At 45.0% G+C, this 26,754-nt stretch carries 19 protein-coding genes; 9 read left to right on the top strand and 10 right to left on the bottom strand.

Going from position 1 to position 26,754, the window contains the following annotated elements; translation table 11 throughout:
• Positions 1–126: 126 nt before the first annotated feature.
• Genes ACP7AK_RS12335 through rluB form a run of 3 tightly spaced genes read left to right on the top strand, consistent with a single transcriptional unit; the run spans position 127 to position 2,602 of the window.
• Positions 127–921, top strand: a complete 795-nt coding sequence (locus tag ACP7AK_RS12335; protein WP_004279221.1) for a segregation and condensation protein A — start codon at positions 127–129, stop codon at positions 919–921.
• Positions 918–1,508, top strand: coding sequence for an SMC-Scp complex subunit ScpB (gene scpB, locus ACP7AK_RS12330; protein WP_005104832.1), 591 nt, complete (start codon positions 918–920; stop codon positions 1,506–1,508). Before ACP7AK_RS12335 ends, scpB begins: the two co-directional genes overlap by 4 nt.
• Positions 1,509–1,549: 41 nt before the next feature.
• On the top strand, positions 1,550–2,602 hold the full coding sequence (gene rluB, locus ACP7AK_RS12325; RefSeq protein ID WP_005107723.1) for a 23S rRNA pseudouridine(2605) synthase RluB: 1,053 nt from the start codon (positions 1,550–1,552) through the stop codon (positions 2,600–2,602).
• A 56-nt stretch (positions 2,603–2,658) separates the two neighbouring features.
• Here rluB and ACP7AK_RS12320 read toward each other — a convergent pair whose 3' ends face one another.
• From ACP7AK_RS12320 to ACP7AK_RS12295, 6 genes are read right to left on the bottom strand one after another with little or no spacing between them, the layout of a single operon-like run.
• The gene (locus ACP7AK_RS12320) at positions 2,659–4,395 is read right to left on the bottom strand and encodes an ABC transporter ATP-binding protein (RefSeq protein ID WP_325755010.1); all 1,737 of its coding nucleotides are present in this window, start codon (positions 4,393–4,395) and stop codon (positions 2,659–2,661) included.
• A gap of 10 nt (positions 4,396–4,405) precedes the next feature.
• Positions 4,406–5,557 (bottom strand): ABC transporter permease, encoded by a 1,152-nt coding sequence (locus tag ACP7AK_RS12315; RefSeq protein ID WP_425879997.1) that lies wholly within the window; start codon positions 5,555–5,557, stop codon positions 4,406–4,408.
• Positions 5,558–5,564: 7 nt separating this feature from the next.
• Positions 5,565–6,503, bottom strand: a complete 939-nt coding sequence (locus ACP7AK_RS12310; protein WP_004279216.1) for an ABC transporter permease — start codon at positions 6,501–6,503, stop codon at positions 5,565–5,567.
• Between the two features lie 12 nt (positions 6,504–6,515).
• A complete protein-coding gene (locus ACP7AK_RS12305) occupies positions 6,516–8,522 on the bottom strand; it encodes a M3 family metallopeptidase (protein ID WP_425879996.1) in 2,007 nt (668 codons plus the stop codon).
• Positions 8,523–8,542: 20 nt separating this feature from the next.
• The gene (locus ACP7AK_RS12300) at positions 8,543–10,345 is read right to left on the bottom strand and encodes an ABC transporter substrate-binding protein (protein ID WP_425879995.1); all 1,803 of its coding nucleotides are present in this window, start codon (positions 10,343–10,345) and stop codon (positions 8,543–8,545) included.
• Positions 10,346–10,367: 22 nt separating this feature from the next.
• A complete protein-coding gene (locus ACP7AK_RS12295) occupies positions 10,368–12,125 on the bottom strand; it encodes an ABC transporter substrate-binding protein (RefSeq protein ID WP_425880005.1) in 1,758 nt (585 codons plus the stop codon).
• Between the two features lie 725 nt (positions 12,126–12,850).
• Between ACP7AK_RS12295 and ACP7AK_RS12290 the strand changes: the two genes are divergently transcribed.
• The 5 genes from ACP7AK_RS12290 to ACP7AK_RS12270 all read left to right on the top strand — a co-directional run bounded on the left by ACP7AK_RS12290 (position 12,851) and on the right by ACP7AK_RS12270 (position 18,183).
• Positions 12,851–15,517: a TonB-dependent receptor gene (locus ACP7AK_RS12290; protein ID WP_425879994.1), complete on the top strand. Its 2,667-nt coding sequence runs from the start codon at positions 12,851–12,853 to the stop codon at positions 15,515–15,517.
• Between the two features lie 148 nt (positions 15,518–15,665).
• A complete protein-coding gene (locus ACP7AK_RS12285; protein WP_004646084.1) occupies positions 15,666–16,367 on the top strand; it encodes an energy transducer TonB in 702 nt (233 codons plus the stop codon).
• A gap of 36 nt (positions 16,368–16,403) precedes the next feature.
• The gene (locus ACP7AK_RS12280; RefSeq protein WP_115736958.1) at positions 16,404–17,303 is read left to right on the top strand and encodes a MotA/TolQ/ExbB proton channel family protein; all 900 of its coding nucleotides are present in this window, start codon (positions 16,404–16,406) and stop codon (positions 17,301–17,303) included.
• Between the two features lie 16 nt (positions 17,304–17,319).
• Positions 17,320–17,745 (top strand): ExbD/TolR family protein, encoded by a 426-nt coding sequence (locus tag ACP7AK_RS12275; protein ID WP_312328960.1) that lies wholly within the window; start codon positions 17,320–17,322, stop codon positions 17,743–17,745.
• A 21-nt stretch (positions 17,746–17,766) separates the two neighbouring features.
• Positions 17,767–18,183: an ExbD/TolR family protein gene (locus tag ACP7AK_RS12270; protein WP_004279208.1), complete on the top strand. Its 417-nt coding sequence runs from the start codon at positions 17,767–17,769 to the stop codon at positions 18,181–18,183.
• Between the two features lie 55 nt (positions 18,184–18,238).
• On the opposite strand, the gene ftn is transcribed toward ACP7AK_RS12270, so the two are convergent.
• Complete coding sequence (ftn, locus tag ACP7AK_RS12265) at positions 18,239–18,703, bottom strand: heteropolymeric bacterioferritin subunit Ftn (protein ID WP_004279207.1); 465 nt, start codon at positions 18,701–18,703, stop codon at positions 18,239–18,241.
• A gap of 342 nt (positions 18,704–19,045) precedes the next feature.
• On the opposite strand from ftn, the gene ACP7AK_RS12260 reads away from it, so the two are divergent.
• On the top strand, positions 19,046–20,113 hold the full coding sequence (locus ACP7AK_RS12260) for an SDR family oxidoreductase (protein ID WP_425879993.1): 1,068 nt from the start codon (positions 19,046–19,048) through the stop codon (positions 20,111–20,113).
• Between the two features lie 70 nt (positions 20,114–20,183).
• On the opposite strand, the gene ligA is transcribed toward ACP7AK_RS12260, so the two are convergent.
• The 3 genes from ligA to smc all read right to left on the bottom strand — a co-directional run bounded on the left by ligA (position 20,184) and on the right by smc (position 26,752).
• The gene (gene ligA, locus ACP7AK_RS12255; RefSeq protein ID WP_425879992.1) at positions 20,184–22,223 is read right to left on the bottom strand and encodes an NAD-dependent DNA ligase LigA; all 2,040 of its coding nucleotides are present in this window, start codon (positions 22,221–22,223) and stop codon (positions 20,184–20,186) included.
• 109 nt (positions 22,224–22,332) lie between these two features.
• Positions 22,333–23,298: a cell division protein ZipA C-terminal FtsZ-binding domain-containing protein gene (locus tag ACP7AK_RS12250; RefSeq protein WP_153566704.1), complete on the bottom strand. Its 966-nt coding sequence runs from the start codon at positions 23,296–23,298 to the stop codon at positions 22,333–22,335.
• 1 nt (position 23,299) lies between these two features.
• The gene (gene smc, locus ACP7AK_RS12245) at positions 23,300–26,752 is read right to left on the bottom strand and encodes a chromosome segregation protein SMC (RefSeq protein WP_425880004.1); all 3,453 of its coding nucleotides are present in this window, start codon (positions 26,750–26,752) and stop codon (positions 23,300–23,302) included.
• Positions 26,753–26,754 lie beyond the last annotated feature (2 nt).

Genomic DNA, 26,754 nt, shown 5'->3' with positions numbered 1-26,754 from the left:
ATTTAATTTATTTAAAGTTACTTTTCCAGTACAATGACAACGCTTAATCCTGTGCTTTTCTTTCGATCAGATACCGAAAATCAAGCCTTTGCATGCCTTTGAAAATTCGCGTGGCCTATAATTGTAATGACTCAAATTATCCATAACACTATGGAATCTGCTCCGCACATTCGGGTTCTGGATGAATGGCAGGATACAATTCCAGAGGATCTGTACATTCCTCCAGCGGCATTTGAAATCTTATTAGAACATTTTGAAGGCCCACTCGACTTTTTAATTTACCTGATTCAAAAAAACGGTTTTGATCTGTTACAGGTCGATATCGCGCCGATTGCAGCGCAGTATTTGTCTTATATGGACGCGATGAAATCCCTGAACATCGAGCTGACGGCCGACTATATGGTGATGGCGGCCTTACTGGCAGATCTGAAATCACGTTTGCTTTTGCCGAAACCGAAAAGCCTGACTGCGATTGAACAGGATCCAAAACAAGAACTGATTGACCGTTTAGAAAATTATTTAAGAATTAAACAGGCAGCAGAACGTCTGGGCCAGATGCCGATTCTGGAACGTGACACTTTCACCACCAACGTCAGTTTGGGCGAAATCCAGCAGCCGAATGAAGGCTATTCAAGCGATTTATTGCGTGATGCCTTGCTTTGTATATTTAATCGTCCTGAACCCGTGATTCATCAGGTGCAACAGGAACCGGTACTGCTGGAAGAACGTATTGCCTATATTGAAAGTTGTATTGAAACTGGCGCAATACTCAGCTTTAAGGACTTGTTAAAACCGAGCCAAGGCCGTATGGGTATGGTGGTAACCTTTATGGCGGTGCTGGAACTGACCCGACAACAAAAAATTCAGATTATTGCTACAGGTATTGAAGCCCCGCTCGCAATTCAAGGAGCTAGTCAATGACACTCGATCAAAATACGCTGTTATCTGCAGAAGATAATCTGCATGAAGTATTGATGCAGCTTGAAGCCATTATTTTTGCCAGCGACTCCGCGGTTTCATTGGCTCGTCTGAAAGAAGCTTTTCAGGATCGCTATAGCAAGCAGGAATTACGTCAGTATTTACAACAACTTTCCATGCTGATGCATGGCCGTTCGATCGAACTGATTGAAACAGCACAAGGTTATCGTTTTCAAGTGCGTGCAAAATATCGTAATATTATTGCACAGACCTGGCCTGAGCGACCGGCTCGCTTATCGCCTTCATTACTGGAGACGCTTGCAGTGATTGCTTATCACCAGCCAGTGACTCGAGCGGATATTGAACAGATTCGTGGTGTTACGAATAACAGTCAAAACCTGCGTACGCTGTTTGACTGGAACTGGATTAAAGAGTCCGGATTTCGTGAACTCCCTGGAAGACCTGCGTTGTTAATGACAACGCCACAATTTTTAAATGCGTTTGGCCTGAATAGTTTGGGCCAATTGCCTCCCCTGCAGGATGCCAAGGAAGCTTTTATGGCCCTCGATGCGAATGCACCGAAGTCATAAATAGGTGAACTGTTGATAATTATTTCTAAGGTTATGCTGTCATGAGTGAAAAGTTGCAAAAGGTGCTTGCACGCGTTGGTTTGGGTTCTCGCCGTTATATGGAAGAAGTCATTGCCGCGGGTCGTGTAAGTGTCAACGGGCAAATTGCCCAAGTGGGTGAAAGAATCGAACCAGGTGATGAGCTTCGCATCGATGGTCGTAAAGTTGCCTTCCAGATTGAAGACGAAATCCGTCGTCGTGTCATTATCTACTACAAGCCTGAAGGCGAGATCTGCTCACGTAGCGATCCTGAAAACCGTCCGACCGTGTTTGAACAGTTGCCTGCTATTCCGGGCGATCGCTGGGTGATGGTGGGTCGTCTGGATATTAACTCGACCGGTCTGCTATTGTTCACAAATGATGGTGAGCTTGCGAATCGCTTGATGCACCCATCGAATGAAATCGAACGTGAATATGCAGTTCGTGTCATGGGTGAAGTTACACCACAAATTCGCAACAACATGCTCAAAGGCGTAGTGCTTGACGATGGTCCGGCAAAATTCGAATCTTTCTCTGAATTGGGCGGTGACGGGATCAACCGTTGGTTCCAGGTCGTGGTGAAAGAAGGTCGTAACCGTGAAGTACGTCGTATCTTTGAATCACAAGGTCTGAAAGTCAGCCGTCTACTGCGTACCCGTTATGGTACTGTGATTTTGCCACGTGAACTGCGTACTGGTCGCTGGATTGAGCTGGATAAAAACGATATCGACAACCTGACCAAAGCTGTGGAATTGAAGCCACGTCAAGGTACAGGCTTATTTGGTATGGCGAAACGCCGTAACGAGCGTATGCAAGACAAACCGATGGCTGCACGCCGTGGCGGTTTCTTGCGTCAGCAACGTCGTGACAGCGATGAGCAACCACAAAACAACACTGGCCGTGAGCGTCGTGATGACAATGCTTATGGTCGTCGTGACAGAGCTGAAAACCAGAATGGCACTCAGTTTGTGCGTCGTGAAAACCGTCCTGATCAAGGTTTTGGTCGCCGCGAAGAGCGTGATGAAAATGCGCCGCGTCGTCCATACGGTGTCAACAAAGGCTTTAAAAAGTTTTAATTAAGATAAATAAAAAAAGTCAGGCACATTGCCTGACTTTTTTTATGCCTTATGTATCAGGCACTTTGTGGAATCCCTTGCGGAATGGCACCGAGTAAACGCTTGGTATATTCATGCTGTGGGGATTGATACAGCTCATCCGAATTGGCAATTTCCACCAGCTCCCCATGATTCATCACCATGATCTGATCAGAAATATATTTTACTACCGACAAATCATGCGAAATAAAGATATAGCTCAGTCCAAATTCATCCTGTAAATCTTGTAGTAAATTCAGCACCTGCGCCTGTACTGATACATCCAGCGCCGAAACCGATTCATCACAGATTAAAATCTCGGGTTTTAAGGTCAGGCAACGTGCAATTGCAATCCGCTGGCGCTGACCACCGGAAAACTCATGCGGGTAACGATAAAAAGCCTGTGCAGGCAAGCTGACCCGCTCCAGCAGGTCCAAGGCCATTTGTTTGCGTTCAGCATCATCCTGACCAATCTTGTGAATCTGCATCGGTTCCATCAGGATTTGTCCAACAGTAAAACGTGGATTCAGCGAAGCATAGGGATTCTGGAAAATGATCTGGATTTTACGTTGATACTGGGTAAACTCCTGTTCCGACATGTCCAGAATGTCCCGACCCTGAAACAGTGCCTTGCCACCCGTAGCCTGTTGCAGACGCATCAGCAACAAGCCAATGGTGGTTTTACCCGAACCGGATTCCCCGACCAGCCCCAAGGTCTTGCCTTTGGCCAGCTGGAAAGAAACCCCTTTTACTGCCTGAAATTCATCTTTGCCAAACAGTCCTTTACGACTATAAAAAGATTTCTTTAGATCCCGTACATCCAGAATAATTTCCTCTCCACCCTTTAGCCCACGTGAACGTTGCGGAAGCTGAGTATTCAGACGGATATCTTCCAGCCAGGTTGAACCATCCTGTTTCATAAAATCACTAATCATCGGCAAACGTAACGGACGTTGCGACAATTGTGGACGGCAATGTAACAAGGCTTTGGTATACATGTCCTGAGGCCGGTCCAGCACCTCCCGAACCGGACCCTGTTCACGGATTTCCCCATGGCGCATTACAATCACCTGATCGGCAATTTCACCAACCAATGCCAGATCATGGGTAATAAACAGCATCGACATCTGGCGACGCTGACGTAGCGATTCCAGCAAGTCCAGAATCTGCTTTTGAATAGTCACATCCAGGGCCGTGGTCGGTTCATCTGCAATCAATAGTTTAGGTTCACAAGCAATGGCCATGGCAATCATGACCCGTTGTTGCTGTCCACCGGAAAGCTGCCCCGGATAGGCATCAATTTTAGTTTCTGGCGCAGGGATCCCCACTTCTTTGAGCAGTTCCAGGGTACGTTGCCGCGCCTGTTTTTTATTCATGCCCAAATGTAGTTGCAGGATTTCTGCAATCTGCATGCCTACCGTAAATACCGGATTTAGCGAAGACATCGGCTCCTGAAAAATCATGGCAATGTCTTTGCCACACATCTGGCGCATTTCACGGGTTTTAAGCTTGAGCAGGTTTTTCCCTTCAAAGATAATCTGGCTATCTTCTGAAATACGTGCGCTTTCTGCCGGAAGCAGGCCCATAGTGGCCAGGGAAGTGACCGACTTGCCACTCCCCGATTCGCCTACCAGTGCAACCGTGGTATTGGCCGGAATCTCGAAAGAAACTCCTTTTACGGTTTCAATATATTCTTTATTTTCACCTTTAAAACTGACTCGCAGATTTTCTACGCGAAGTAGCGCAGGTGCTGTGCTTGGATTGATTTCAGACATCGTTGCGCTCCTATTTCAGTTTTGGATCTAATGCATCACGGAGTGCATCGGTAAACATCGAGAATGCAGTCACCAATACCGCCATGGCGATTGAGGCTGCCGCCAGTTGCCACCATTTACCCAAAATCAGCTCGCTTTGCGCTTCATTTAGCATACTGCCCCATGACACTACCCCGATAGGCACACCGAAACCAAGGAAGCTCAAAATGACTTCAGACTTGATAAATGCCACCACCAGAATAGACATCTGCACCAGGGCAATATGGCTGACATTGGGAAAAATATGGACAAACATACGACGCATATTACTCACGCCAATCGCCTTGGCAGCCAGCACATATTCACGTGCTGTATGTTTCATGTATTCGGCACGAACCAAACGGAAGACCCCGGTCCAGCCAGTCAGACCTAAAATCAGGATGATTGATAAAATACCTTTCTGCTGTAACACTGCGGCAATCGCCAAAACCAGTAACAGATAGGGAATCGAGGTAAAGATATTATAGAACCAGTTTAGGACATCATCGACCCAACCACCAAAGTAACCTGCTATTGCACCCAGTGCAGTCCCAGTCAGTACAGCGACAAAGGCTGCAATCAGTCCAACCAGAATCGAGGTTTCAGCTCCCTTGATGGTTTTCTGTAAAACATCCTGTCCCCATTTATCGGCGCCGAAGACCAGACTTTGCTTGAGTTCCCCACTTTCATCCATCAGCTGGCCACCGAGTTCCTGATTAATGGCCTTCATGTCTTCTGCCAGCGGATCGACCACTCCATAATAATCGATGCCTGCACTAGCACCCTGCTCAGCAGCAATTTCAGCATTCAATTCAGCAATGACATCTTTTAAGGGATCCACTGGATTGACCGGTAGAGGCACAGATTCTGCGCTCTGCTCTGTATCAGATGCAGCCGGAACTGGCGCTGCACTGATAAAACTCGGCGGTGCATAGCTGACTGCCACTTCTTTATTCCAGTCTTTGGCAATCAGGCCGCTCATTGATAGTACCAGCAGCAGCAGATAAAACAGCACCACATACAGGGAAAACATGGCAATCCGGTCACGTTTCAAACGGCGCATGGCCAGTTGCCATAATCCTGTTGAAGCCGACTCAGGTGCTGCTTCAGCCGCTTGTTCTTTTTTAAATATCGCACTCAGCATAATTCACCTACTTCAACTGTACACGCGGATCGACCCATTTATAGATCAGATCGGCAATCAGGTTGAATATCATGGTCGCAGCAGCGACATAGACCGTAATGGCTTTGATCACAGGAAAATCAGAACGTTCTACCGCAATAATGACTTCACGGCCAATTCCCGGAATACCAAAAAAACGTTCGATCAGGAAAGCACCAATCAGCAGTGCCGGAAGTCCTGCCATGACATCGGTAATAATCGGAATCGAGGCATTGCGCAGGACATGCACGCCCATGATACGGTTTTCACCCAGGCCTTTGGCACGCGCAGTACGTACATAGTCCTGATTGACTTCATCCAGTACAAAACTACGATACAGGCGTAGTGTTGGTGCAATACTGACCACCAACATAATCAGCACAGGTAACAAGGCATATTTGAAAAGATTATCAGCGAAATTATCGCTCCAGCCCTGTACCGGGAACCAGCTCAGTTCATAGGCCAGGAAATACTGGAACACGATGATGTATACCAGAATACTGATCGACATACCGATCGTACACAGCATCATGATCATGCGATCAGTCAAAGAACCACGAACCGAAGCCACACCCAAAGCCAGAATGATAGAAATAATAGTTTGCAGAATGGTCAGTGGAATCAGAATGGTCAGTGAGGGCCCCAAACGGGTGGTGATAATCTGTGCCACCGATTCCCCGGTACTCCAGCTCACCCCATAATCAAAGGTTAAAATCTGCTTGATAAAGATCCACAGTTGTACGTAATACGGTTGATCCACACCCAGTTGCTGACGGATGTTTTCAATCTGTTCCGCATTGGCCATTTTACCGGCCAGAATATAGGCAGGGTCTCCACCTACCCAGTTAAACAGCAGGAATATCAGCAAAATCACCCCGAGCATGGTCGGGATCATTTGCCAAAGCCGTCGAATAATATATGCCAGCATCGCTTGCCTTCCTTAATTTTTTCCAGAGATTTCATTAAAGAAAGCTTTGCTGTCCGGATCACGACCCAAGAAGTCTTTCACCATTTGCTCGCCATGCTTTTGTCCGCCTTGAGCCAGGACCGTATTACGATAATGCGCACCGACTTTCTTGTCCATGAGCTGATCACCAAAGGATGAAAGCATATCCAGGGCAATGACTTCAGACCACATATAGCTGTAGTAACCTGCCTGATAGCCGCCCATCAGATGCCCGAACTGTCCCGGGAACTGCTGACCGCTGACATAACCCAAGGCGGTCTTGCCTTCCATATCCTGCCAGAGTTTTAAAGGCTCAATGTTTTTTGCATCTTTACCATGCAGGGCCATATCATATTGGGCATATAAAGCCTGACGGGCATAATGCAGGCCTCGGCCGTAATTCTTCACATTCTTTAAGCGCTCGGTCATGGCAGCATCCACCCGAGGACATGCCGGCTCACAGTAATCTGCTACTTTTGACAAGGTTTCCAGACGACGTGCCCACTCTTCGTACATCTGTGACGGCGCTTCAACAAAGTCACGCTCTACCGAAGTACCAGATTGTTCTGTATAGCGGGTCTTCGAAAGAATCCCGTGCAAGGCATGACCCATTTCATGCACAAAGGTTTCCAGTTCATTGCTGTTCAAGCCCTTACGGTTAAAATTGGTCACCAGTACCGATACCGGACGACGCTGATTCAGGGTACTGCCGCCATAAGCTCCCCAGACAGCTGCATGCCCATATTTGCCTTCACGCGGGTATTTATCAACATATAATCCGCCAAGGAATTCGCCCGTAGCTTTGTCATGTACCGCATAATATTCCACTTCATCATGCCAGGCTTTGACTTTCACCGGCTTGAATTCAATGCCGTAGAGTTCCGAAGAAATAGCGAATAACCATTTTTGCGATGCTTCTGTCGGGAAATAATCCCGCAATTTTTCCTGGTCTACCTTGTATTTGGCCTGACGCAGTTTTTCACTCCAGTAACCCTGATTCCAGCGGGTAATTTCTGCTTTCTCTACTGGAACTTTTAAAGTTTCAGCCTTGAACTGGCGTAATTGTTCTACATCTTGCTTTTCTAGAGGTGCGACTTTGGCATAAACCTCATCCAGAAAACCGTTCACTGCTTCCGGAGTTTTGGCCATGCGGAATTCAAGTGCAGAATGGGCATAGCTTTCCTTGTCAAAAAGTTGTGCCATTTCATAACGCAGATCAATGGCATTTTTCATGAATTGCAGGTTTTGTTCGGTCCCGCGACGCGTGTAAGCGGTTTGGTAACGTTTGCGTGCTTCATCACTTTCTGCCAGCTCCATAAAAGGCTGGTATTCCGGATAATCAAAGCCAAGCAGATAATTGCCCTTTTCATTTTTCTTTAAATTTGCGATGTAACTTTCTGGCAGGCCTTTCATTTCAGCTGGAGTAAATTCAACTTTTTCAGGGTTATCCCGCACATTTTTGGAAAAATCCTGCCCCAGTTTGGTACTTTCTTCAATAATTTCTTTCAGTCGTTTCTGTTTTTCTGCACTGAGTTGTACCCCGGTGTTCTCAAACTGCTCGAGAATATCTTCTAAAAATTTCTGATCAATCGGATCGCTGGCTTTCAGTTTCTTGAACTGGGCATACAGTTTCGGATTCTGATACAGGGTGGTCTGGTATTTGCTGATTTTAAGTTCACAGTCATCGGCTGCCTGACGCAATGCAGGATCCGGATCGACATTACTGTACAGCCCTACTGCTGCACCGAAATCCCGGGCTTTGGCATGCAACTCATCCCATTCAGCCAGATAAGGCCCTGCCTTGGCTTTATTTTTAATTTTCTTATTTTCAAATATCTGGATATCTTTTTGCATGGAAGCCAGACTGGCATCACATAAAGACGGAATTTCTGCAGCCTTGAATAATGGCAGCAGCTGTACTTGGGTATCTGCCGCTACACCTTGATATCCCCCCATCATCATTAAACATAAGGTACTTAATTTTAAAGATTTTGATTTCATATTCATCTCCAGATTTTTTCTTAATTTTTCGTATTAATATCGATATACATCCATTCTGAAGACAGAATCGGATGGGACTTATGTCCAATAATTTGGGGTTGGGTCAAGGCATTACGGTAGGTGCTATAGAGCATCAAGGTCGGCATGTTGACTTCGAGAATCCGGGTCATTTTGCGATAAAGCAGATCACGCTCAGGGCCTGGTGGCATACTCTGGGTTTGCTCGTAAAGACGGTCGAATTCAGGATGCTTGAAACAGGCATTGTTGGTGACATTGACATTCTTGCCATAGAACAACTGCATAAAATTGTCAGCATCTGGATAATCGGCAATCCATGCAGAACTCTTAAACATGGTTTTACATTGCTTTTCCAGCTTGATGCCTTCAGCGAATGGCATGGCCTTACTGGTCAGCTGAATATGGATACTGTCCAGGGTCTTTTTCCAGAATTCACCCTGCTGCTGGCCCCGACTGGTATTCCCAGTAATCAGTTCAATCACCAGAGGTTTACCTTCAGGCGTCTTGCGCCAGCCATCTGCACCGATCTTGTAGTTATAGCGGTCGAGCAACATGTTGGCTGCTTTGACTGAATAGGGAATACTGCTTTTATAGGACGGTGAATAGCCTGCTACTCCTGGGGGAATAGGCATGTGGAGTTTTGCTCCATCTCCCTTAAGTAATACATTGATCATGTTTTCCACAGAAAATGCCATCGCCATGGCACGACGTAAGGCAATTTTTTCTGGCGCGAAACCACCCACGACCGGGTTTTGCATATTCCAGTAATGATAACTAATGGAGGGCTCTAAAATACGTGACAGCTTCACCCCCTGCTGAGCCAGCTCAGGCTTTAATTTATCGCCATCGAGGGCCTGAACGACGATATCACCCTCAATTTCGAGCAAGTCCAGTTCATTTTTCTTAAATGCCAGCATCCGTGATTGTGCTTCTTCAATCACACGCACATCAATGGTGCCGATTTGAGGCATTTTTTTGCCCTGCATCGCACTGACAATCGCCTGGTCTTCTGCACTATTGGCTTTATAATTCCATACAAAACCACGGTAAGCCGGATTCGGCTTTAAGATAATGCGTGATCCCGGTGTCCAGCGGCTAAGCACATAAGGTCCTGTACCGACCGGTTTACTCATCACCCAGCCAGCTTTGTCTTTGTACTTTTCAATGACTTCGCGGGCGACTGCAGCAGCCGGGCCGTGTGCCAGCAACATCGGAAAGTTCTGATCTGGATTATTCAGCTTGAGTACCAGCGTATAGCGGTCTGGAGTCTGAATGCCTTCAAATGGATTTTCATAGACTTTGCCATTTTTTTTGGCCATGGCTGTCCATGCTTCCAGCCCTTTGATCCGACCATCCAGCAACCAGCTATTTGGTGAATTAAGCTTTGGATCTAAGAGACGCTTTAGAGAATAAGCATAGTCATAGGCAGTCAGTTCACGTTTTTTACCGCCAAAGACCGGATCATCCGCAAAGTAAATGCCCTTTTTAACTTTAATCGTATAAGTCAAACCATCTGCACTGACCTGAGGCATATCTACCGCAGTCAATGGCACCAGTTTCGCTGGGGAAGCCAGATAATCATAGGTATATAAGGTTTCGAAAATCGCAGAGTTAATCTTGGCCGAATAACGGTCATGGATATAACCGGGGTCGAAACCGGTTTCAGCCGCGGGAAAGACCGTTTTTAAGACTTTATTTGGATTGGCGGGATTGGCAGCCCATGTGGGTGCAGCACCGGCCATCATTAAACTGGCCATTAAGACACCACTGGCCAGCTTTTTTAAAGCGTTTGTATTCACATTCATACTGGTTCTTAATCTTCTCAAGTTATTTTTTAACAGGTTCAATATCCAGATATTGCCAAACTGCTCTAGTCACCGGATGTGCCTTAAAGCCCTGTACCTGTGGGTGAATCAGCCAGTTACGTACCCGGGTATTGTGCAAAATCCATGGATTATCGGCCTCCATCTGGCGGTTCATCTGCTCATAATATGGAGTGCGTTGCTGAGGCGGCAGTTTCATCGCAGTTTGATACAGCGCGTCATAGGCTTTAGAGGTATAGCAGCTCAGGTTACCTTGCTGGGCATTTGGGCCATACAGCAACTGGGCAAAGTTTTCCCCTTCCGGATAATCTGCAATCCAGGCGCCACCCCACATCATATGTTTGCATTGAGTGGCTTCTTTTAAATTGTCGGCAAAGTTACTGACTTTAAATTCAACTTTTACCCCGATTGCATCCAGGTTCTTTTTCCATAGCTCCGCAGAAATAACGGAAGAGCTTGAGCTAGTCGAGTTCATTTTCAGAACCAATGGTTTGCCATCAGGCAAGGTGCGGTAACCGTCGACGCCTTTCTTGTAGCCAAAACGATCGAGCAGTTTATTGGCAATCAATGGGTTGTAGGCAATGCTGCTTCTATAATTCGGGTTATATCCGCCCACGCCTTCAGGAAGAATCATTTCAGCTTTAACAGCATGGCCCTTATATAGCTGCTGGATGGCTTCTTTCTGGTTATAGGACAAGGCAATGGCACGGCGTAGTGCAATTTTTTCCAGTGAGTTCCCACCAATCACCGGATCACGCATATTCATGATGGTATAGGTGATTTCCGGTTCTTTATTCGGATAATGCAGGATGCCTTTTTTCTTGTATTCACTTTTCAGCTGCTTATTTTCCAGTGCCTGTTCGGCGCCGCTCGCAGTGAGTTTGTCATAGTCCAGTTGTCCAGACTTTAAAGCCAGCCAGCGAGACTGTTCCTCTTCAATAATACTGATTTTGACCTTGCCAATTTGCGGCATCTGCTTGCCTTGCATGGCTTTGATAATACGTTGATCCCATTCGGAACCATCGCCCTTAAAGTTCCAGACAAAACCACGATAATTTGGGTTGGCGGTCAGTTCAATACGGCTACGCGGTACATATTTGTGTAATTGATACGCCCCTGTTCCAACCGGATGCTGACCTGCCCGATGACCATAATGTTCGATCACTTCCCGGGCGGTACCACTAAAAGCCACATAGGCCAGAATATACGGAAAATTCAGATCTGAACGGGTCAGGGTAATTTGTAAGGTATATTTATCTAGGGCTTTTAAACCGGCAATCGGAGCATCATAGTTAAATTTTCCCGTTTTTTTGGCCTGCTGGATGACTTGATCTGCGCCAAGAATTTTGCCTTCGATAAAGGAAAAAGAAGGCGAATGGTTTTTCGGATCCATCACCCTTTGCATGGAATAAATATAATCTCGGGCAACCAGTTCACGCTTCTTGCCCTGAAAGGCTGGATCCGGACTGAAATAAATTCCTGGCTTGATTTTAAAGGTATAAACTTTGCCATCCTGTTCAACGACGGGTAAAGACTCGGCGGTATTTGGGGCCAAAATTGCAGGCCGGGCCAGATAGTCATAACGCAACAAAGGCTCGAAAATGGCCTCAGCAACGCTACCACTATAAAAATTATAGGTTTTGACCATATCAAAACCATCATCAGGTGCTTCGAAAGCCAGGTTTAAAACTTTATCCGGATGTGCAGATGATTTTGCCCAGGCAGTTTGCCCCGAGCTCATAGCCAAGGCCAAAATCGTCATGCTAAAAAGTGCTGATTTCAAATTTGTACCTATTCTTTATCTTGAAGTTTTATTGCTATAGGAAGTTTTAAATACATCATCCCATATTTGCTTCAATGGATGGGTCAAAGCTGGACAGATGGAATAAACTGAACAAAGCGAATTTCATGCCATCCTTGCAAAAAATAGGGATTTCTTCCTGTTTTTAACTGAAAAAAGTTTATTTTTATTAATTATTTAAAACATTATGAATAACATAATATTTTCCATGAATCATTAGTTAAATTTTTATCCTCAAAATTCTTACTGAAGTTCATTTCGCACAAAAATAACTCAACCCTGTTTCATCTTATTGCACTATTGTATACCTTTAGGTAAACAATAAATAAACACAAGTAATTGTATTATAAATAATTTATTTTAAAAAAATATTGTATATTTTATGTAAAAATTATGCACCATGATTAAACTTTATTCAATTTCCCTCTCATTTTTGGACTACTTTCTTATTCATTAAATATTTATTTATTGCTTTGACAGGGGTCTCACTTCCTTCTTTCTTCAGATTCGATACACAGACTTCTTAATTTTTCTTCAGTATCGCTCGATAAATTCAAACCTCATTCAATTAAATCAATATTTTTCAATAATTTAAAAATATAAAAATATAAAATTTTATAAGTTGGCATCCGCCTTGCTTAGATCAACCCAGCACTACTTCACATAACAAAAGGGTGAAATTTACGATGAAAAAAAATAAATTGGTCGGATCTATGGGGGCTCCAACAGTTGGCAAGACAATACTCAAGTTAAGTACGCTTACCTTAAGTATGATGTGCTTGTCTTTGGCACATGCAGCCGATGAACCAGAAAACTCTGCCGCTCAACCTACCAAGGTTCAAAAAGTGACAGTGACAGGTTCATCTATTAAAGGAGTAGCTGCACAAAGTGCATCTCCTATTACTGTGCTTAAAGTCGAAGATCTGGTGAATCAGGGGGTCACCACGGTTGAAGAAGCCATTAATAAAGTAAGTGCTAACCAAGCTGGTTTTGCTGTTTCTCAAAATATTGGTAAAAGTAATACTTCAGGTTCTTCTGCCAACCTGCGTGGGATTGGTACTGATAAGACCTTAGTTTTATTAAATGGGCGTCGTTTGGCTAACAGCCCATTTAGTACTTCTGAAGTTAACCTGAATATTATTCCGCTCGCGATGGTTGAGCGAATCGAGATTCTGCGTGATGGTGCTTCTGCAGTATATGGTGCAGATGCAATTGCCGGCGTAATTAACTTTATTATCAAAAAGGAATACCAAGGTTTCGGTATTTCTGGTGGACTGCAAGCACCTGAAGAAAAGAATGGCGACAAATATGATGTCTCTATTTTCGGTGGTTATGGTGATCTGGATGAACAAGGTTTCAACGTTTACGGTGTAGTAGATTATCGTACTTCTGACATGATCATGGCCAAAGATCGTAAAGTCAGCCGTCGTGGTGGTTTAATTCCAGAGTTGAACATGGCGATCGGTTCAAGTGCCGGCTTCCCTGCCAACCTTTTAGATTCAGGTGTAGGTGTAGTTAACCCTTATATCAATCAAAACTGTAATAATGCACCAAATATGTTTGTATCTGGTACACGTTGCCTGTTAAACACTCAAGCACTCATTGGTATTACTCCAGAAGAAGAAACTTTTTCAGCTCTAGGTAAAGGTACCTTCAAATTAACCGATTCATTAAATGCGGTTGCTGAATATATTTATACTGAAAGTAAAGTAAAAACCTCGATAGCACCTGATGTATGGGGAGGTAGTCTTTCTATTCCAAATACCAGCAAATATTATCCAGGCAACGGCATTACACCAGACATCACTGGTCTGGTAGATCCAAGAGCAGCACTTTATTTACGTTCACAATCAGGTAACCGTGTTTCTCAATCAGAAAATGAATCAAACCGCTTTTTTGCAGGGATTGAAGGTGAAGTCTACGGTTGGGATGTAAATGGTGGCGTTACTTATGCCAAAAGTGAAGCAACTGATAATTTCGTCAGTGGTTACCTGAATCAAAGTTTGGTTCAAGCCGCACTTAATGATGGCACCTTAAACCCATTTGGTCCTCAGGCCGCTGCAGATGCTGGGAAATGGTCTACTTTTGATGTGGCAGGCCCAACAAATATGGCAAGTCTGGATTCTACCACTATAGATTTCACCGTCAGCCGTCCAATCTATGAACTACCTGCAGGTGAAGTTGGATTTGCCTTGGGTGGTAGCTACACCACTCAGGACTGGGAAGCCAAGGTGAATGCCGATCTTGTTCGCCAGGTTCCAGGTTCTGGTATTGATCCAAATAAACCGTCAAGTTCAGGTGACCGTGATATTACTGCGGTGTTTACTGAATTACATGTACCGATCTTGCCGACTCTAGAAGCTCAACTTGCGGCACGTTATGATGACTATAGTGACTTTGGTGATACTTTCAATCCAAAAGTATCCCTACGTTGGGAACCGGTTAAAGAGTTAATGTTCCGTAGTTCTTATAGTACTGGATTCCGTGCCCCAAGTATGTGGGAAATCAACTCTTTACAAAGTGAAACCAATACTAGCACTAACTTCAATAACCCACGTTTTTGTGATGCTAACGGTCAACCGACCAGCACCCAATTTGCAGACCAATGTGGTATGCAGTTCAAGCGTAAACAAGGTGGTAACCCAGACTTACAGCCAGAAGAATCAACCTCTTTTACAGCCGGATTCGTATATGAACCAATCAAGAATCTGGTATTCACCGCTGATTACTACAATATTGACATTGAAGGTTTAGTCAGCTCAGTTACTCCTAATGACATTTTTAATGACCTTGATCGCTATGGCAATCTGATCGTTTACGCTCCAGATGGTCGTATCCAGTATTTAAATACAACTCTACAAAATATGGGTGGATTAAAAACTGAAGGGATTGACCTCAGCCTGAACTACTTAAGCCCAATGACAGCAACAGGTCGTTTTGGTTTTGGGATTGATGGTACCTATGTCATCAAAATGGATGAGCAAGAAGAACCAAACGGTGAATGGGAAGGGCTCGTCGGCATCTATGATGATCCTGCAGTCGTCCGCTGGAGACATATTGCCAATATCAACTGGTCTTATGAAGACTGGAAAATGAGACTAGAACAACAATATATCCGTGGTTATGAAGACTTTTCTCAAGAACGTGATGTAAGTGCCTATACGCTTTATAACTTTGCAGGCACCTATAGCGGATTCAAGAATTTAGAGCTAACTGCAGGTATTCGCAACATGTTTGATGCAGAACCACCTGCTTCTGATGCAACCAACAATGCTCAATATGGCTATGACCCTCGTCACGGTGATCCAATGGGCCGTACCTACTTCCTACGTGGTACTTATAAATTCTTTTAATTAATTACTTCGCAAACACTGCTGCCAAGCGGTGTTTGCGGTTTTCCCCGTTTAATTTTAGCCAAACAAAAAATAATGCTGCCTGTAACTAAAAAAATTTTCTCATCAGTGCACTATTTCCTGTTTGTCTTAAATTCTAGGAGTCATGATGGGCACAAAGTTTGAAGACTTAGAAAAAAACTCCGCCAAAAAACTGACTGGTATTGGGGTCGTTGTTTTTTTGCATATCCTGGTTGGCCTGGTACTCATGGCTGGTATGGCAAAAGACATTATTAAACCAACGGAACAGCCAGTTGAGCTAATGATTATTCAAGATATTAAGCCGCCTGAACCTGAGCCACCAAAAGAAACACCACCTGAACCACCAAAAATCGTGGAAAAAGTAGCACAAGTGCCTGAGGTGAAACCGGTTGAAAAAGTCGTTCCTGTACAGAAAACACTTCCAACACCAACCCAACCGACAACTGTTGCAGTACCTACTCCCGTTGCAGCGAGTCCTTCACCAAGTCCGGTAGCAGCACCGGCTCCAGTAGTCGCAGCCGCTCCAGCCCCAGCTCCTCCACCCGCTGGCGTAACTCGTGGTGTTTCACAAGGTGAAGCAGGTTGTAAACGCCCAGACTATCCACGTGATGCACTGATGAATGAAGAACAAGGTGAAGTCTTGATCTCTGTATATGTAAATACCACCGGCAAGGTCCAGGATGCCAAAGTGAAAAAGTCGAGCGGTAGTCGTGCGCTGGATCGTGCAGCATCCAAGGCCTTCAGCTTATGTACTTTCAAGCCGGCAATGAAAAATGGCGAACCGCAAGAATCTTGGTATGACATTCCATATGAATTTGTCCTTGACTAACAGATACAACAGATAAAGAAAAAAATCAGGAGATCCATGATGAAAAAATCACTAAAACCTTTAAAAAATATGACTGCTGCTGGTGTAATTGCCATGAGCACTTTATTACCTCTGCAAACAGTTTTTGCAGAACAGTCCGCTACCCCCAATACCAGTGCTGTCACTGAGACAGTGGTAACAACACCTGCAACAGCGGCTACACCGACCCCGCCACCACTGCCTGCTGAAGCTAGCGATGAAAAGGCTGGATATAATCCTTATGGCCTAGAAGCCATGTGGAAAGAAGGTGATATTGTTTCTAAAATCACTTTGTTTATTCTGGTGGTCATGTCGATCGGTACCTGGTACATCATGATCAGCAAATGCCTGCAACAAGGCAAGATTCGCAAACAGGCTAAGCAAGCTGAAAATACTTTCTGGGAATCATCTTCTCTAGATAATGCAACCGAGAATCTGGATGAAGCCAGCGTCTACCGTTTTATTGCGGAAAAAGGTATCAAGTCAACCAAAAATCATGGTGGCACATTACTTGAGCGTATTGATTTCAATACCTGGGTCACCATTTCGATTTCCCGTGCAATCGACAAAATCCAGAACCATCTGAGTGGTGGCCTGGCCTTCCTTGCGACAGTAGGTTCTACTGCGCCCTTTGTTGGCCTGTTTGGTACGGTTTGGGGTATCTATCACGCACTTACCGCGATTGGTGTTTCAGGACAAGCATCCATTGATAAAGTTGCCGGCCCAGTCGGTGAAGCACTGATCATGACAGCCATCGGTCTGGCAGTCGCAGTTCCTGCCGTGCTTGGCTACAACTGGTTAACGCGTCGTAATAAAGCGGTCATGGAAGAAGTGCGTACTTTTGGTTCTGATTTACACGCAGTATTACTCAGCGGTGAAATTACAACCAATAATCCTGTTAATCGTGACGTGAAGTAAGAGTGAGGCATCAGCCATGGGAATGATGGTCAATTCAAACGACAGCGATGATGAGGTAATTGGAACCATTAATACCACCCCTTTGGTTGATATTATGCTGGTTCTGCTCATTATCTTCCTGATTACTGTACCGGTTGCCATTCATACCGTACCTGTCGATCTACCCGAAGAAAGAAATGTACCGTATGAAACCAAACCGGAAAACATCCAGCTGGCTGTCAATAAAACTGGCGATATTTTCTGGAACGAAATCTATATCGCAGATAAATCAGTTTTACTGACCCGTTTACAGGCAGAAGCCCAAAAACGTCCGCAGCCTGAAGTGCATATCCGTGGTGATCAGTTAACACCTTATGAGGCAATTGATCAGGTGATTAGTACCACCCAACAGGCCGGTATCGGCAAAATTGCTTTTGTCACCACTCCGCCCGCTACACCTTAAGCACAAAGAGGGATTAAGTTTATGGGTATGAATGTTGGTTCAAATCAAGACGATGATGTGATGTTAGATGTCAATATGACGCCACTAATTGATGTCATGCTGGTCTTGCTGATTATGTTTATTATCACAATTCCTTTGCCGAATAACTCGATTAATATCGATCTACCGAATGGAACGCCTCCTGTAACCGATGAAAAACCGCCTGAGCTGGTGGAATTACGTCTGGATGCACAAGGTAAGATTTTCTGGAATGAACAGCCGGTAGCAAATACCCAAGCTCTGGAAAACTTATTCAAGACAGTAGCGCAAAAAGCGGATCAGGATCAGATTAAAATCAAGGCGGATCGTGCCACTGAATATAAACATATCGCTATGGTCATGGCGGCAGCTCAAAGGCTGGAGGTCAAAAAAATTGGCATTATGAGTAACAACAACTAAGTATTTTCAAGATATAAAAAACCCAGCATGTGCTGGGTTTTTTATTCATCCGGTTTTACATCTGTGACTGAATATAATTTTGCAGACCAATCAGTTCGATTAAGCGCAATTGTTTTTCTAACCAGTAAGTATGGTCTTCTTCGGTATCCGACATTTGCTGGCGTAACATATCACGGCTGATATAGTCACCTTTCTCTTCGCACAGTTTGATGCCCTGCGCCAGTTTTTCCCGCACATGATATTCAAGTTTTAGATCGGCTTTCAGGCAGCTCACCACATCCTCGCCAATCTCAACGTCATCGCGCTGCATGTTTGGCGTTCCTTCAAGGAACAGAACACGACGGATAATCGCATCCGCATGCTGGGACTCTTCTTGCATTTCGTGATCGATACGTTCAAAGATTTTGGTCAATCCCCAATCTTCATACATACGAGAGTGAATCAAGTATTGGTCACGAGCAGCCAGTTCGCCACCGATCAACATATTTAAATAATCTACGACTTCTGGATTTCCGCGCATTTGAATAACTCCCTACCTGTATTTTGCTATTATGGCGAAAAGCAATTGAATTTGCAAAGCTTAACCATGGTTAAATATTTGATTTTTATATAATTAAAATGAGAAGTACTTGCATTTACACTTTGTTCTTAATGAAATCCCATTTATAAAACAACACTTTGCACTTTCATTACGCTTGGCAATAACCTAAAACTGGCGAATAAACACATGCGTTAAAATTTGTAAATCTTAATTTTGACCAGACAGATTCATTCTTTTTGTATAAACATCACTGCATTGGCGTACTTCATGCTTAAATTTCGCTTATCATTCACACAAATTTAAAACAACAACGGTTCCGATATGACACATCCACAAACAACAGCGCCTGTTCTGGTTACCGGTGCATCGGGTTATATTGCCAGCTGGGTCATCCAGAAATTACTCACGCAAGGCTATACCGTACATGCCACGGTGCGTGACCTGAATAAAAGTAAAAGCTTTGCCCATTTAGAAAAAATTGCCGACAGCACTCCGGGAACTCTCAAGTTATTTCAGGCCAATTTATTAAGCCCGGGTTCTTTTGATCAGGCGATGCAAGGCTGTGAAATTGTCTTTCATATGGCCTCACCTTTTGTGGTCACCAACTATAAAGATGCAGTCAAAGATATTATCGAACCTGCGGTGTTAGGCACTGAAAATGTATTGAATAGTGTCAATCAGATCGAATCAGTGAAACGCGTGATCGTCACATCGAGTATCGCATCTACCTATGGCGATGCCATTGATATTCTACAAACTGAAAATAACAGTTTTGATGAATCATGCTGGAATACCACCAGTTCGGCCACGCATCAGCCCTATCCTTATTCCAAAGTCATGGCAGAGCGCAAAGCCTGGGAAATGGCTGAAGCACAGGATCGCTGGGATCTGGTCTGTATCAATCCGGCACTGGTTTTTGGTCAATCCTTAACGCCAAATACCCAATCCGGTAGTGTAGAAGTCCTGCAACAGTTTGCCAACGGCATGACTTTGCTTGGTGTCCCGCCGATGTGGAATGGCGTGGTCGATGTTCAGGATGTCGCTGAAGCACATATCCGTGCGGCGTTTAATCCGCAAGCGCATGGCCGTTATATCATTTGTAGTGAAAGCTTGAGCCTGCTGGAAATGGGCCAAATTCTACGGGCACATTTTGGCAATAAGTTTCCGTTCCCGCGCAATCAATTGCCGAAGGCAGCTTTCAAAATGTTCGGACCTGTAGCAGGTTTTAGCCGCAAATTTGTAGAGCTAAATATGGGTTATCCAATTTTCTTTAATGCCCAGAAAAGTAAAAATGAGCTCGGCATTGAGTATCGTCCGGTGAAAGAAAGTCTGGTTGAACATTTCCAGCAGCTGCTCGATGATGGTGTCGTGAAAAAATATATTCCTTAATCTTTTTATGCAAAAAGCCACCCGAAGGTGGCTTTTTTAACTCTTATTCTTTCATGAAATGTGCAGAGATTTAGGCTTCAAGCTGACCATAGTCTTGCATCAAGCCAATAAACTGTTGTTCATTGATCACTGGAATACCAAGTTTTTCTGCTTTATCCAGTTTTGAGCCAGCTTTTTCACCCGCAACCACACATTTGGTTTTGCTGGATACACTGCCACTGACTCGTGCACCTAAGGCTTGCAATAACTGGGTTGCATCATCTCGTCCCATACTGCTTAAAGTCCCGGTGACCACCCAGCTTTCGCCGTTTAACGGCTGACGCGTTGGTGCAATCGGTGCATCCCAGTGAATACCGGCAGCCAGTAAACGATCCAGAACTTCCAGATTATGTGGCGCCTTGAAGAAATCCAGAATCCATTCCGCAGTAATATCGCCTACATCCGGAGTTTTCTTTAAAGCCTCCAGATCTGCCTGACGCAATGCCTCCAGTGTCTGGAAAGTATTGGCCAGCATACGTGCCGTAGTTTCACCCACCCCACGAATACCGAGTGCATAGATAAAAGCAGCCAGTGTGGTTTTTTTGCTGTTTTCAATCGCATCCAAAAGATTCTGAACCGATTTGGCGCCCATCTTTTCAATACCGAGCAAAGTCTCACGATGTTCATGTAGATGGTAAATATCTGAGACATCTTTGAGTAGATTCAGATGCAGTAACGATTCTGCCCAACGGTCACCCAAGCCTTCAATATCCATGGCTTTACGTGAGACAAAGTGACGAATGGCCTCAATACGTTGCGCGGCACAATACAGCCCACCAGAACAGCGTGCCAAGGCTTCGCCTTCCGGCATGACCACGGGTGAATCACAGACTGGGCATTGCTCAGGTAAATGCACTTCGACTGCATCAACCGGGCGAAATTCTGGCCAGACTTTTTCCACCTTAGGAATTACATCGCCACTACGATAAACACTGACGGTATCACCAATACGTACATCCAGACGGTGAATTTCGCCGATATTATGCAGCGTCACATTGGAAACAGTTACTCCTCCGACAGCGACTGGATTTAAACGCGCAACCGGCGTCAATGTTCCAGTACGACCCACTTGCCAGTTAATATTTTCTACTGTGGTCAGTGCTGCAACTGCCGGAAATTTATAGGCGGTGGCCCAACGCGGTTCACGGCTCAGGAAACCGAGTTGTTGCTGCTGTTTCAGGTCATTGACCTTGATCACCATGCCATCGATTTCGACACTGAGACTGGCACGCTCATCAATGATCTGTTCATAGACCTTTTGCACGTCTTGAATACTGTCACAGATAAAGTGACGCTCGCCAACCGCAAAACCGAACTGATGTAACCATTCCAGACTGGCAGACATGGTGGTTTGTCCATGATGCGGCACGCACTGAGCAATCCCATAAGCATAAAAAGCCAATGGCCGCGAGGCAGCAATATTCGGGTCCAGCTGACGCAAACTTCCTGCCGCAGCATTACGCGGATTGGCAAAGGTCTTTTCACCTTTAGCCGCATTGGCTGCATTCAGTTTCTCAAAACCGGATTTTGGCATCAACACTTCGCCGCGTACTTCCAGCAAATCGGGAATGATGCCATTCACCTGAGATAAAAGTTTCGGCAGGTTGCGAATAGTTCTGACATTCTGGGTGATGTCTTCACCGGTTTCCCCATCGCCGCGCGTCACCCCACGTGTCAGTACGCCATGCTCATACCAGAGTGAAATGGCCAGACCATCAAATTTCAGTTCAACATCATATTCAATTTTTTGATTTGGCAAACGTTCTTCAATACGGCGGGCAAAAGCCAGCAAATCTTCCTGATTAAAGACATTGCCTAATGACAGCATCGGCACGGCGTGTGTTACGGTCACAAATTTTGAAAGCGCCTGCCCACCCACTTTATCGGTTGGGCTATCAGACTGGATCAGATCAGGATATTGTTGTTCTAAGGCTTTGAGCTGATGAAAGAGCTGATCATATTCACTGTCTTCAATGCTCGGTTGATCCATCACATAATAAGCATGGTTATGCTTGGCAAGCAGTTGAATCAGTTGACGCATTTGCGCAATGACAGTGGCATCTTGGGTCATAATTTCACCATAAAAAAGGGCGGAAAATCCGCCCTGTAGAATATTCAGCTTTTGGCTATTATAAAAATTGCAGTCTACAGATTCAACTTGGAGATTGAACAAAGCAGCCTTAAACTTCCGTACCTTGTCCAGCACGATAATCAATAGCCTGATGGCGCCAGAATTCACGTAATTGTGGAGTAAATTCCTGCTGGTTCTGATCATAGACCAGACCATCGACTTCACGGGCAATCAAACGTGAAATACTGTCCATGGTATCAAACGCATTTTGTACATCGCTATGCGGTAAAGCCAGGAAGAATGCCAGACCTTTCACTTCCTGAGTCGACAGGGTTTCCAGATCAAAGCCTTCCATTCCGGTATCGGTCATTTGCAATACCGAAAACAGCAGTTTTGAACCATCTTCACTATAACGGTGGAAACAGGCCAATTCACCATAACGCAGGCCATATTTCAATAAAACCTTCAAGGTTTTATCACCCGAAAGTACACGGCCTTGTGGATAGATATGCAAAGAAATAATGGTTTCAGCATTGGACAAAGCACTTTCTTCATCCACTATTTTTTGCTCATGCAGATGTGCATCCAGAATACTGCTTTCATCATTAAATTCAGAAATTTCTGCTTTTTCGATGTTTCTGTTCAGGCTGAATTCAGGCATTTCTTCCTTGGTTTCAGTCTGGCTATTCTTATGTTCTGCTTCTACCTGTTGAACATCCGCTGCTGTTGCTACCGACTTTGCCACTCCTTCAGCTTCTGTTGACGGGACAACTGCAAGAGTTTCGACCGCTGCCGGCTCAATCGGAGTTGATTCAGCCTTGTGAAATACTGAAGGCTTTTCAGGAGCCGGTTCATCTATACCCAGGCTTGGCTCGATACGATCAGATTCGACATCCTGTTGTGCCAATTGAGAACGTACATGCCTTGGAATGATCGGTGTCTGGCTATCCGGGTCGATATGCAGGTTGGCATCCAGTGAAGGTACAGCCTCTACAGGTTTTTTGAACAGCATTCTTATACCAAACAGCATAATCACAATTGCGATAACAATCCCGATAATGGTGGTGATTTCCATATTATACCTCCGCAGCTAGGCCGTATTCTTTTGCCTGTTCCAAATTAACTGTCACTAATTTTGATGTTCCCGGTTCAGGCATGGTTACACCCAAAAGATCAGTCGCCATCATCATTGCAAGTTTGTTATGGGTAATATAAATAAATTGCACGTGTTCAGAAAGCTCTTTGACTAAATTACAAAAGCGTCCCACATTGGCATCATCCAGCGGTGCATCGACTTCATCCAGTACACAAAATGGTGCCGGATTTAAGCGAAAAATCGCGAAGACCAATGCTAATGCAGTTAAAGCCTTTTCTCCACCCGAGAGTAAGGCCAATGAGCTGTTTCGTTTACCCGGTGGTCGGGCCATCAGTTTTACCCCCGACTGCCAGCCATCTTCAAGGCTTAAACTCGCCTCACCACCTTCAAAGACTTTCGGGAACAGGTTTTGCAGTTCAGCATTGACCTGATCAAACGTGTGCATAAACAGTTTACGGGTTTCCTGGTCAATACTTTTCATTGCAGCCTGTAGCTGTTCAACCGTATTTTCCAGATCCTGCATCTGATGACTCAGTTCCTCATAACGTTTTGACACTTCTTCATATTCTTCAGAAGCCGCCAGATTGACTGCACCGAGTTTATCAAACTGAGCCTGAGCTTTTTCCAGTTTCGCCTGATGTGCTTTAACATCAATATCGAGCCCGGAAATTACTTCACTATTCAATTCTTTCAGTTGTTCAGAATAATGCTGCAAATCAGATTTGGCTGCCTGCCAGGCCAGACGTTTTTCTTCCAGTGTAGTGCGGAGTTTTTCATCCTGCTGCTGGAAGCTGTGACGCTGTTCGGTCAGCTGCTGCTGTTTGCTCTGCACCTGATTTAATTCAATCTGCCAGTCGGCCCAGGTCTTTTGCAGCTTTTCAGTGATCTGCGCCTGTTCATTGAACTGGCTCTGTAAAGCAGGTAATTCCAGCTGTACCGGATCGACAAACTTTTTGGCTTGTTCGATTTGTGCAGTAATTTGCTGAGACTGTTCTTTTAGGAAAACCTGATCTTTTTCCAGTAATTCAATCTGCTGCTGGCTTTGCACATTTTGCCGGCGCAACACTTCCAGTTCCTGCTGCGCTTGCTGATTGAGCTGCTGTGAGTCATCCAGCTGAGCACTCAATTCTTCTAGCTGGAATTGCAGGGTTTTATAATTTGGTAGCGCCTGTTCCAGTTTGATATTCAAGGCATGCAGATCAATTTCCAGATCATCTTTCTGCATGGCATCTTCTTCAAGCTGCTCATCCAGTTGTTGTAACTGATGCTGTAATTGCTGCTTTTGCAATGCGAAAGCCTGAGCACTACTTTGTACTTTGGCAATATTGACATCGAGTTGCTGCAGCTGCTTTTGGGTATGCTTGTGCTGCTCACTGATGCTTTGAATCCGGCTTTGCAAAGCTTTAACCTGATCGGTGAGTTCAGGTAACTGCTGCTCCAACTGCATAAACTTAGGTTCAAGTTCTGCAAGTTGCTGCTCGATTTCATCCAGACGGATTCGATGACTCAATGCACCTTGTCCAGCCTGACTGGCCTCATCATAGTCCAGGGCAATCACCCAATCCGCACCAACATGGTAGCCATCTAAACTCAGTAATGTCTGGCCTTGTAATAACTCAGTTTGAAGCGGCAATGCTTGCGCTAATGTATCTACGACTCCAACTTGCTGCCACAGTGAATAATGCGGAGATTCAATCCAGTCGGCCAGACACATCGTATTGGCAATCTGAATTTTATTCTGAACAGCCTGTTGTTTTAACTGACGCGCACAATCTTCAAGGAAGTGCTCGCCCTCTGTCAAAATCTGGGCAGACAGCCACTTAGCCAAAAACTTTTCGATCAGGCTGGCATGTACCTTGCTTGCATCATTGAGCTTAAGTACATGCATTAGCTGTACCGCATTACTCTTAGCATTTGGGTTGGCTTTGGTCAGTAATTGGCTCAGGTTTTTCTTTTCTGAATGAAGTACCTGAATTTCAGATCTGAGCTGCATCAAGCGCTGTTGTTGGGTCGCCTGCTCTTCCTGAATCTGCTCGAATTGAGTTCTTAAATCTGTTAATTGAATTTCATAGCCAACGATTTGCTGTTCAGCTTGGGCTTTGTCTGCCTGATACTGCTCCAGCTCATCTTGCTGCGCCTGTTGCTGAATCTGTGCACTTTGCTGTTGGAGCGTCTGTTTCTGCTGTTCAATCCGCTCAATATTCTTTGCCAGTTGCTCGCTTTGAGCCAACATCTGTAATTTACGCTGTTGCTGCTGTTCGACCTGGGTTTTGATCTGGGTAAATTGCGCTGCCACAGTGCTATGCTGTGACTTGAGCTCAGTCAGATTTTGGCTTTGCGCCTGACTCTGGCCATCTTGCTGCTGCAATTGTGCCTGCTGATCTTCAAATTGCTGCTGCAAGGTTTCGAGTTGCAGTTCAATCAACTGCAAACGCTCTTTGGTTTGGGCTTTTTGCTGTTCCAGTTTGACCAGACTGGTGGAATTCTGCTCCAGCAAAGACTGCTTTTGTTGCAGGGTCATTTCTAGTTCAGCCAGTTTTTTCTCGGCCTGTTGCCATTCACTTTGCAAAGGGGTGGATTGCTGAATCAGACGCTGAAACAGTTCACTGGTACTGCCCAAATCATGTTCAACGGTAGTCAGTTCAGAGCGCACCAGCTTAAAATTTTCCCCGAGCATATTCATCTCAAGGGTATATTCTTCTTGTAAGCGCTGGCTCTGCTCACATTGAAAAGACAGAATTTCAATCTTGATGGTACGTATCTGCCCTTCCAGTTCTTTATATTGAATCGCACTTTCCGACTGACGTTTCAGGGTTTTTAGCTGAGATTTCAGTTCGGAGGCGATATCTCCCAGACGCGACAGGTTTTGTGTGGTGTGATCCAGATGCAGCATGGTTTCACGGCGACGCGCCTGATAACGCGATACCCCGGCCGCTTCCTCAATATAGACCCGCATTTCATCTGGCTTGGCATCGACCAGGCGGTTAATCATGCCCTGTTCAATAATCGCATAAGAACGTGGCCCAAGACCGGTACCAAGGAAAATATCGGTAATATCACGACGACGGCATTTGCTGCCATTCAGAAAATATTCAGACTTGCCATCGCGGTTGACCTGACGGCGTACTGCCAGTTCATTATAGGCATTATAAGCACCGCCCAGCTTGCCATAGGTATTGTCAAAGCGCAGTTCTACACTGGCCATGCCCACCGGTTTACGCTTGGCAGTTCCGGTGAAAATCACGTCCTGCATGCTGCCACCACGCAACTGGCGCGCACTGGACTCACCCATGACCCAGCGTATGGCATCAATGACGTTGGATTTACCACAACCGTTCGGTCCCACCACCGCAGTACGATTATCTTTAAAATGTAAAGTGGTACTGTCGGCAAAAGATTTAAAGCCTGAAAGTTTTAAACTGCTTAAACGCATAA

Source organism: Acinetobacter sp. TWP2-2-3, assembly GCF_049896445.1.
Taxonomy (GTDB): Bacteria; Pseudomonadota; Gammaproteobacteria; order Pseudomonadales; family Moraxellaceae; genus Acinetobacter.
This window is presented reverse-complemented; position numbering and strand designations above follow the sequence as displayed.

What these genes read in the sequence shown, in the direction of transcription:
- ACP7AK_RS12335 (WP_004279221.1), top strand. Translation starts at nt 127, where the DNA reads ATGACTCAAATTATCCATAACACTATGGAATCTGCTCCGCACATTCGG.
- scpB (WP_005104832.1), top strand. Translation starts at nt 918, where the DNA reads ATGACACTCGATCAAAATACGCTGTTATCTGCAGAAGATAATCTGCAT.
- rluB (WP_005107723.1), top strand. Translation starts at nt 1,550, where the DNA reads ATGAGTGAAAAGTTGCAAAAGGTGCTTGCACGCGTTGGTTTGGGTTCT.
- ACP7AK_RS12320 (WP_325755010.1), bottom strand. Translation starts at nt 4,395, where the DNA reads ATGTCTGAAATCAATCCAAGCACAGCACCTGCGCTACTTCGCGTAGAA.
- ACP7AK_RS12315 (WP_425879997.1), bottom strand. Translation starts at nt 5,557, where the DNA reads ATGCTGAGTGCGATATTTAAAAAAGAACAAGCGGCTGAAGCAGCACCT.
- ACP7AK_RS12310 (WP_004279216.1), bottom strand. Translation starts at nt 6,503, where the DNA reads ATGCTGGCATATATTATTCGACGGCTTTGGCAAATGATCCCGACCATG.
- ACP7AK_RS12305 (WP_425879996.1), bottom strand. Translation starts at nt 8,522, where the DNA reads ATGAAATCAAAATCTTTAAAATTAAGTACCTTATGTTTAATGATGATG.
- ACP7AK_RS12300 (WP_425879995.1), bottom strand. Translation starts at nt 10,345, where the DNA reads ATGAATGTGAATACAAACGCTTTAAAAAAGCTGGCCAGTGGTGTCTTA.
- ACP7AK_RS12295 (WP_425880005.1), bottom strand. Translation starts at nt 12,125, where the DNA reads ATGACGATTTTGGCCTTGGCTATGAGCTCGGGGCAAACTGCCTGGGCA.
- ACP7AK_RS12290 (WP_425879994.1), top strand. Translation starts at nt 12,851, where the DNA reads ATGAAAAAAAATAAATTGGTCGGATCTATGGGGGCTCCAACAGTTGGC.
- ACP7AK_RS12285 (WP_004646084.1), top strand. Translation starts at nt 15,666, where the DNA reads ATGGGCACAAAGTTTGAAGACTTAGAAAAAAACTCCGCCAAAAAACTG.
- ACP7AK_RS12280 (WP_115736958.1), top strand. Translation starts at nt 16,404, where the DNA reads ATGATGAAAAAATCACTAAAACCTTTAAAAAATATGACTGCTGCTGGT.
- ACP7AK_RS12275 (WP_312328960.1), top strand. Translation starts at nt 17,320, where the DNA reads ATGGGAATGATGGTCAATTCAAACGACAGCGATGATGAGGTAATTGGA.
- ACP7AK_RS12270 (WP_004279208.1), top strand. Translation starts at nt 17,767, where the DNA reads ATGGGTATGAATGTTGGTTCAAATCAAGACGATGATGTGATGTTAGAT.
- ftn (WP_004279207.1), bottom strand. Translation starts at nt 18,703, where the DNA reads ATGCGCGGAAATCCAGAAGTCGTAGATTATTTAAATATGTTGATCGGT.
- ACP7AK_RS12260 (WP_425879993.1), top strand. Translation starts at nt 19,046, where the DNA reads ATGACACATCCACAAACAACAGCGCCTGTTCTGGTTACCGGTGCATCG.
- ligA (WP_425879992.1), bottom strand. Translation starts at nt 22,223, where the DNA reads ATGACCCAAGATGCCACTGTCATTGCGCAAATGCGTCAACTGATTCAA.
- ACP7AK_RS12250 (WP_153566704.1), bottom strand. Translation starts at nt 23,298, where the DNA reads ATGGAAATCACCACCATTATCGGGATTGTTATCGCAATTGTGATTATG.
- smc (WP_425880004.1), bottom strand. Translation starts at nt 26,752, where the DNA reads ATGCGTTTAAGCAGTTTAAAACTTTCAGGCTTTAAATCTTTTGCCGAC.